This is a genomic window from Nocardioides plantarum, assembly GCF_006346395.1.
In the GTDB taxonomy this organism is placed as follows: Bacteria; Actinomycetota; Actinomycetes; order Propionibacteriales; family Nocardioidaceae; genus Nocardioides; species Nocardioides plantarum.
Genome location: NZ_VDMS01000005.1, coordinates 536,420 through 544,184, shown reverse-complemented (window position 1 = coordinate 544,184; position 7,765 = coordinate 536,420). Strand labels below are relative to the sequence as shown.

Here is a 7,765-nt window from a genome sequence, read left to right as displayed (position 1 = left end):
ATCGTCACCCTCGACCTGGCCACCCTCCTCTCCCAGCTCGGCGAGCCCGGCGTCGCCCTGATCGGCGACCAACCCATCACCGCGGCCCACGCCCGCCGCCTGGCCTGCACCGCCCACCTCGTCCCCGCCGTCCTCGACGGCGACTCCCACATCCTCGACCTGGGCCGCAGCCAACGCCTCTACAACCGCCACCAACGCAAAGCCATGGCACTACGCGACACCACCTGCCGCGCCAGCGGCTGCACCATCCCCGCCGCCTGGTGCGAAGCCCACCACCTCACCCCCTGGACCCACGGCGGCCCCACCAACCTCGACGACGGCATCCTGCTCTGCCCCCACCACCACCACCTCGCCCACGACCACCGCTACGACATGCAACGACATCCCGACGGCACCCTCACCTTCCACCGACGCACCTAGACAAGGGCTCCCGGCCGCCGTCACCCGTGCCAGGCTGGCCGCCATGACCTTCGAGCTGCGCCGGGTCACCCCGGACGACTGGCGGCTGCTGCGCGACGTACGGCTGCGGGCGCTCGCCGACGCCCCGGACGCGTTCGGCTCGACCCGCGCACTCGCGGAGGGGCTGACCGAGTCCGACTGGCGCGACCGGGCGGACAACGGCGGTCTCACGCTGGTCGCCCTCGGGAGCAGCGGCGTCGACGAGGAGCGTGGCCTGGGCATGGGTGGCGCGTTCGCGCCGGACGGCGGGCCGACGGCGTGCGTATGGGGCATGTGGACCGACCCGGTGGCGCGGGGGCGCGGCATCGGCGCCGCAGTGCTCGACGACCTGGTGGCGTGGTGCCGCGAGCCACGGCGCCCCGGGCCGGCGTACGACGAGGTCCGGCTGCACGTCACGCAGGGCAACGACGCGGCGCGCCGGCTCTACGTCGCCCGGGGGTTCGTGCCGACCGGCGCCTGGGAGCCGCTGCGCGAGGGCTCGCCGCTGCGGATCGAGGAGCTGGCGCTGCGGCTCAGGAGTTGAACTTCTGCTGGGTCTTGTCGAGACCCTGGAGGACCAGCGACTCGACGGCGTCGGCAGCGGAGTCGACCTGGAACGGGAGCTCCTTGCGCTCGACGCCGGAGTAGTCGGAGAGCACGAAGTCGGCGACGTCCTGGCGCCCTGACGGGCGCCCGATGCCGGCGCGGACCCGGTAGAAGTCGCCGGTGCCGAACGACGAGCGCAGCGACTTCAGACCGTTGTGGCCGTTGTCGCCACCGCCCAGCTTGGTGCGCAGGGTGCCGAAGTCGATGTCGAGCTCGTCGTGGATCACGACGATCCGGGACGGCTCGATCTTGTAGAAGGTGGCCAGCGCCTTGACCGGACCGCCGACCTCGTTCATGTAGGACCGGGGCCGGGCGAGGACCAGCCGCGGGCCGTCGCTGCCCGGCGTACCGAGCCGCGCCTCGGCGACCTCGGCGCGCCCGGTCTTGTGGGCGCGCAGCGGGGTGCCGAGGCGGCGGACCAGCTCGTCGACGACCAGGTAGCCGATGTTGTGCCGGTTGCCGGCGTAGCCGGGCCCGGGGTTGCCGAGCCCGACGACGAGCCACACGTCGGACATGTCGGACTCCTGGTCGGGGTCGCGCCGCCGACCGAAGGGGTCAGCGGCGCGAACCGGTGAGATCAACCGGCCCAGGAACCACCTGAGCCGCGGGAGGATCACTCCTCGTCGGCGGCCTTGTCGATGGCGGCGGCCTCGACCTGGGCGTCGCCGATCTCCTCGTCGGAGACCTCGCGCTCGATGCCGGCCTCGGCCTCGGCCTCCTCCAGCTCGGCCTCGAGGGCCTCGGCGCTGATCTGCTCGGTGACGTTGACGACGAGGGTCTCGCCATCGACCAGCAGGGTGGTGCCGGCCGGGAGGGACAGCTCGGAGGCCAGGATCTGGGTGCCGGCGGCCAGACCCTCGATGTCGAGGTCGATCTGCTCGGGGATCGTGGTGGCCTCGGCCTCGACCTGCACGGTCGGGTTCTCGAGCACGACGAGCGTGTCGGGGCCGGCCTCGCCGACGAGGTTGATCGCGACGTCGACGGTGACCTTCTCGCCCTTGCGGACGGCGACGAAGTCGATGTGCTCGATGACCCGGCGGATGGGGTCCACCTGGATCTGCTTGGTGAGCGCGAGCTGCGCGGAGCCGTCGATGTCGAGCTCGAGGAGGGAGTTGGCGCCACCGCGCTTGAGCGCGAGCGTCGTGACGTGGCCCGGGAGCGTCACGTGGACGGGGTCGTTGCCGTGGCCGTAGATCACGGCGGGGATCTTGTGGTCGCGGCGGATGCGGCGGGCCGCACCCTTGCCGAACTCGGTGCGGCTCTCGGCCTGGATCTTCTCGGTGTCGGACATGCTGGTCTCCTCGTGGTGTGGGTCGGCGGGCCCGGCGAGAGCGGTGGTCGAAAAGCAACGAACGCCGCGCGACAGCGCGGCGTCCTGGTCAGTTCGGCTGGACGGCCGGCCCTGTCGATCACGGAGCGTGAGCTCCCTCGCCGAGGCAACTCGTGAACCTTACGGGACGACGTACGAGCGCAGCCAATCGAGCGCGGCCGCTGCTCGACGCCTCCCTAGGGTGAGGGGGTGAGCCTGACCCTTGCCGAAGCCCGAGCCCGTGCCGCTGCCGTCAGCGACGTCCACTACGCCCTGGCGCTCGACCTGACCGACCCCAGCCAGGGGACCTACGGCCTGAGGTGCCAGGTCACGTTCCAGTGCTCGGAGGAGACGACGTTCCTCGAGGTCACCGACGCGGTCGGCCTCGAGGTCGACGCCGACCCCGGGGTCGGGTGGTCGTACGACGGCAAGCGCCTCCACCTGTCCGGGGTGGACCGCTGCCGTCACCCGGAGCACCAGCCGGGGGACGTCTGCCCGCGACGGGTCGTGGTGACGGCCCGGATGCCCTACGTGACCGACGGCGACGGGATGCACACGTTCACCGACCCGGCCGACGGCGAGACCTACGTCGCGGCGTACCTCGGCATGGACGTGGCACAGAAGGTCTTCCCCTGCTTCGACCAGAACGACCTCAAGGCGCTCGTGGACCTCGAGGTGACCGCCGACCCCGCCTGGACGGTCCTGGCCAACGGACGCGTCCACCACCAGCACGACGGCCACTGGGAGTTCGCCACCACCCTGCCCATCCCGACCGCGATGTTCGTGGTCTGCGCCGGCCCGTGGCACAGCCGCACCTGGGAGCACGCCGGCCTGCCGTTCGGCTGGCATGCGCGCGCGTCGCTCGCCGACGAGCTCGACCGCGACTTCGACGAGCTGCGGAGCACGACCGAGAGGTGCTTCGACCACTACGCGTCGCTGTTCGACGAGCCGATGCCGTTCGACTCCTACGACCAGGCCTTCGTCCCCGGCCAGAACTGGGGGGCGCTCGAGACGCCCGGGTGCGTGACCTACCGCGACGAGTACCTCCCCCGTGGCCGGCTCACCGACCGGCTCCGGGCCGCCCGCGCGTCGACGATCGCCCACGAGATGGCGCACATGTGGTTCGGCGACCTGGTGACCATGACGTGGTGGGAGGACACCTGGCTGCAGGAGTCGTTCGCCGACTACATGGGCGTCCGCGTCGCCGGAGACGCGGTGGGCCACCACGACCTGCTCGTCGCCTTTGAGACCGCCCGCAAGGTCAACGCCTATCGGGCCGACGCCCGGCGCTCCACCCACCCGGTCGCCCCGGAGGCCGAGGACGTGCCCGACGTGGACGCCGCGGCCACCAACTTCGACATGATCAGCTACGCCAAGGGCGGCTCGAGCCTGCGCCAGCTGGTCACCTGGCTCGGCGACGAGACCTTCCTGGCCGGGGTCAACGCCTACCTGTCGCAGCACCGGTTCGGCAACACGCGACTGACCGACTTCGTCGCCGCGCTGGACGCCGTCTCCGACCGGGACGCGGTGGGCTGGGCCGACGCCTGGCTGCGCACCACCGGTTTCGACACCGTGCGCGTCGAGCGCGAGGCCGACGGCACCCCGGTGCTGCACCGCGACGGGTCGCGTCCCCACCGCTTCTGGGTGGCGTCGTACGACGACGCGCTGAGCCCGGCGGGCGGACACCTCGTCGACCTCGGCGACGAGCCGGTGCGGCTGCCCGAGCTGCGCGGGCGGATCGTGCTGCCCAACGCCCGCAGCCAGACCTACGCCCAGGTGGCGCTCGACGACCTCTCGCTCGCGGCGTTCGCCGACCGGCTCCCCCGGCTCGACGACCCGTTGGCCCGCGCGGTGGTGTGGGGCCAGTGGTTCGAGGCGGTCCGCACCCGGCGGCTCGCCTCCCACGACTACCTCGACCTGGTGGCGCGCCACCTCCCGGTCGAGCCGCACCCGATGATCGTCGGCTCGGTCGCCACCCGGACCCTCGGCTCGGTCCTGCCCGAGCGGGTCGCGGCGGCCGACGTCGGCGACGCCGTGGCGTCCCTCTCCGCGGCGTTCGCCCGCGGCCTCGCCGCGGCGGGCGACGACGAGCTCCGCCTGGTGTTCGTCGAGGGCCTCGCGTCGACCTCGCGTGACGCGGCCCTGCTGGAGTCCTGGCTCGACGCCGACGGGGTCGACGGGCTCGAGTGGTACGCCGGGCTGCGCTGGCGGGTCGTGACCCGGCTCGCCGCGATCGGCGCCGCGGACGCGGCGTACGTCGAGGGCGAGCGTCGTCGTGACGGCACCGTCGACGGTGAGATCGGCGCAGCCCGGGCGCTGGCCGCCCGACCGACCGCGCAGGCCAAGGCCGACGCCTGGGCCGCGGCCACCGACGCCGGTGTCTCCAACCGGCGCTTCGAGGCCCTCACCGGCGGGCTGTGGCAGCCCGAGCAGGCCGCCCTCGTGGCGCCGTACGTCGCCCGCTACCTGGCCGAGGCACCCGCGCTGGCCGAGCGCGGACAGGCGTTCGCGCAGGCCGTGGGCCGGGCGTTCCCGGCCGTGCCGCTCGACGCCGACCAGCTGGCCGACGTGCGTGCCGCGGTGCCGGCCGTCACCAACACGATCCTCAGGCGGGACTGGGAGGACGCCCTCGACGACCGGGGCTGACCGGACCGGTGGTCGAGCCGGATCGCCACCCACCGGGGTGTCCCCGGAGCGCGCCTCCCACGGTGGTCGAGCCGGGCGAGCGCCAGCGAGTCCGAGTCGAGACCCCCGCAGGTGCAGCTCAGGTCGACCTGTGCCTGCGGTGATCTCGACGCGCCCGTCGCGACCTCGTTCCTCGGTCGCGGGGCTTGCTCGATCTCCCGCCTCGCGACACCCCGCTCGTTCCTCGCGGTGTGTCTATGCGTGACCGTCGAACATCGAGGTGACCGAGCCGTCCTCGAAGACCTCGCGGATGGCGCGCGCGACCAGCGGCGCGATCGACAGCGTCGTCAGCTTGTCGAACTCGGCCTCGGGGGCGATCGGCAGCGTGTTGGTGACGATGACCTCGACGGCCGGGGAGTTCTTGAGCCGGTCGACGGCGGGCCCGGAGAGGATCGCGTGGGTCGCGGCGATGACGACGCCCGCGGCGCCCTCCTCGACCAGTGCCTCGGCGGCCTTGGTGATGGTGCCGCCGGTGTCGATCATGTCGTCGGTCAGCACGCACATCCGGCCCTTGACGTCACCGACGACCCGGTTGGCGACGACCTCGTTGGGACGGTCGAGGCGACGGCTCTTGTGGATGAAGGCCAGGGGCACACCGCCCAGGCGGGCCGACCAGCGCTCGGCGACCTTGATGCGCCCGGCGTCGGGCGAGACGATCGCGAGCTGCTGGCCGCCGTACTGGGCCTTGATGTAGTCGGTGAGCAGCGGCAGTGCCATCAGGTGGTCGACGGGGCCGTCGAAGAAGCCCTGCAGCTGGTCGGCGTGCATGTCGACGGTGATGATGCGGTCGGCACCGGCGGTCTTGAACATGTCGGCCACCAGCCGCGCCGAGATCGGCTCACGACCACGGTGCTTCTTGTCCTGGCGGCTGTAGCCCCAGAACGGCATGACGACGGTGATCCGCTTGGCCGAGGCACGCTTGAGCGCGTCGACCATGAGCAGGTGCTCCATCAGCCAGGTGTTGATGGGCGCGGTGTGGCTCTGGATGACGAACGCGTCGCAGCCGCGCACCGACTCCTCGTAGCGCACGTAGATCTCGCCGTTGGCGAAGTCGTAGGCCGACGTCGGCACCAGCGGGGTGCCGAGGATCTCGGACACGTCCTGGGCCAGCGCCGGGTGGGCCCGGCCGCTGAAGACCATGAGGTTCTTCTCGGTGGTCTTCTGGATGCCCGTCACGGGAGACTCCTCAGTCGTCGGTCGGATCGTCCGCATGGTCGACCGCCGCGGGCGATTCTGCCAGGGCCTCGGCGGCGGCCGACGCCTGGTCGGTACCGGGACGTCGGGCGAGGGTCCAGCCCTCGAGGTCGCGCTGGGGACCGGCGCTGACCGCCAGCGCTCCCGGCGGCACGTCGCGGCGTACGACGGTGCCCGCGCCGGTGCCGGCGCCGTCGCCGATGGCGACCGGGGCGACGAAGGTGTTGTTGGAACCGGTCTTGGCGTGGCGACCGACGGTCGTGCGGTGCTTGGCGACGCCGTCGTAGTTGGCGAAGATCGTGCCGGCCCCGATGTTGGCGCCCTCGCCGATCTCGGCGTCGCCGACGTAGGACAGGTGGGGCACCTTGGCGCCCTCGCCGATGACGGCGTTCTTGGTCTCGACGAACGCGCCGATCTTGCCCCGCGCGCCGAGCCGGGTGCCGGGGCGCAGGTAGGACCAGGGCCCCACGGTGGCACCCGCGCCGATGACGGCGAGCTCGCCGTGCGTGCGTACGACGCGCGCCCCGGCCCCGACCTCGGTGTCCTTGAGCGTCGTGTCGGGCCCCACGACGGCGTCCTCGCCGACGACGGTCGCGCCGAGCAGCTGGGTGCCGGGCAGGATGGTGACGTCCTCGGCCAGCACGACGTCGGCGTCGATCCAGGTGGTGGCGGGGTCCATCACGCTGACGCCGGCGCGCATCCAGCGCTCGACGATGCGGCGGTTGAGCTCGGCGCCGGCGCGTGCCAGCTGCGCGCGGTCGTTGACCCCCTCGGTCTGCACCACGTCGTCGGTCGGGTGGGCGCTGACGGTCAGCCCGTCGCCGCGGGCCAGGCCGATGGCGTCGGTGAGGTAGAACTCGCCCTTGGCGTTGTCGTTGCCGATGCGCGGGAGCGCATCGGTCAGGAACGCGGCGTCGAAGGCGAGGATGCCGGAGTTGATCTCGTGGATCTCGCGGGTCACGTCGGAGGCGTCCTTCTCCTCCACGATCGCCAGGACGTCGCCCTCGTCGTTGCGCACCACGCGACCCAGGCCGAACGGGTTGTCCACCACGCCGCTGAGGATGCTCACCGCGGCCTGGGAGGCGAGGTGCTCGTGGACGAACTCGCGCAGGGTGTCGCCCGTGAGCAGCGGGGTGTCGCCGGTGGCGACGACGACGGTGCCGGTCGTCTGCCCGGAGGCGCCGACGACGTCCATCGCGACCCGCACCGCATGACCGGTGCCGAGCTGCTCCTCCTGGACCGCGAGCACCGCGTCGGGCACGAGCTGCTGGATGTGGGGGCCGACCTGCTCGCGCTGGTGGCCGACGACCGCCACGATGCGGTTCGGGTCGGTCGCCAGGACGGCGTGGAGCACGTGGCCGACCATGCTGCGGCCACCGACCGGGTGGAGCACCTTCATCGTCTTGGACTTCATGCGGGTGCCGCCACCGGCAGCCAGGACGATCACGGTCAGGTCACGGGGCACCGGGTCACACTAGGACAGGTTGGTGGCCGACGCCTCCCGGGCGGCGCGGAGGACGGCACGGAGTACGG

7 protein-coding genes are annotated in these 7,765 nt (G+C 72.4%); 3 read left to right on the top strand and 4 right to left on the bottom strand.

Annotated features, from left to right (window positions below):
- Together FJQ56_RS21230 and FJQ56_RS21225 are read left to right on the top strand one after the other, a co-directional pair.
- The coding region (locus FJQ56_RS21230; RefSeq protein WP_140011615.1) for an HNH endonuclease signature motif containing protein at positions 1–420 on the top strand (420 nt) is incomplete at its 5' end.
- Positions 421–463: 43 nt separating this feature from the next.
- Positions 464–982: a GNAT family N-acetyltransferase gene (locus FJQ56_RS21225; RefSeq protein WP_140011614.1), complete on the top strand. Its 519-nt coding sequence runs from the start codon at positions 464–466 to the stop codon at positions 980–982.
- On the opposite strand, the gene pth is transcribed toward FJQ56_RS21225, so the two are convergent.
- On the bottom strand, positions 972–1,559 hold the full coding sequence (pth, locus tag FJQ56_RS21220) for an aminoacyl-tRNA hydrolase (RefSeq protein WP_140011613.1): 588 nt from the start codon (positions 1,557–1,559) through the stop codon (positions 972–974). The two genes, FJQ56_RS21225 and pth, sit on opposite strands and share 11 nt — an antisense overlap.
- 98 nt (positions 1,560–1,657) lie before the next feature.
- Positions 1,658–2,335 carry a 50S ribosomal protein L25/general stress protein Ctc gene (locus tag FJQ56_RS21215; protein WP_140011612.1) on the bottom strand — a complete coding sequence of 226 codons (678 nt, stop codon included), beginning with the start codon at positions 2,333–2,335 and terminating at the stop codon, positions 1,658–1,660.
- 228 nt (positions 2,336–2,563) lie between these two features.
- On the opposite strand from FJQ56_RS21215, the gene pepN reads away from it, so the two are divergent.
- On the top strand, positions 2,564–4,999 hold the full coding sequence (pepN, locus tag FJQ56_RS21210; RefSeq protein ID WP_140011611.1) for an aminopeptidase N: 2,436 nt from the start codon (positions 2,564–2,566) through the stop codon (positions 4,997–4,999).
- 234 nt (positions 5,000–5,233) lie between these two features.
- Here pepN and FJQ56_RS21205 read toward each other — a convergent pair whose 3' ends face one another.
- Both FJQ56_RS21205 and glmU read right to left on the bottom strand, forming a co-directional pair.
- Positions 5,234–6,250, bottom strand: a complete 1,017-nt coding sequence (locus tag FJQ56_RS21205; RefSeq protein ID WP_140011610.1) for a ribose-phosphate diphosphokinase — start codon at positions 6,248–6,250, stop codon at positions 5,234–5,236.
- On the bottom strand, positions 6,225–7,697 hold the full coding sequence (gene glmU, locus FJQ56_RS21200; RefSeq protein WP_140011609.1) for a bifunctional UDP-N-acetylglucosamine diphosphorylase/glucosamine-1-phosphate N-acetyltransferase GlmU: 1,473 nt from the start codon (positions 7,695–7,697) through the stop codon (positions 6,225–6,227). The genes FJQ56_RS21205 and glmU overlap by 26 nt, the downstream gene beginning before the upstream one ends.
- Between the last annotated feature and the right edge of the window lie 68 nt (positions 7,698–7,765).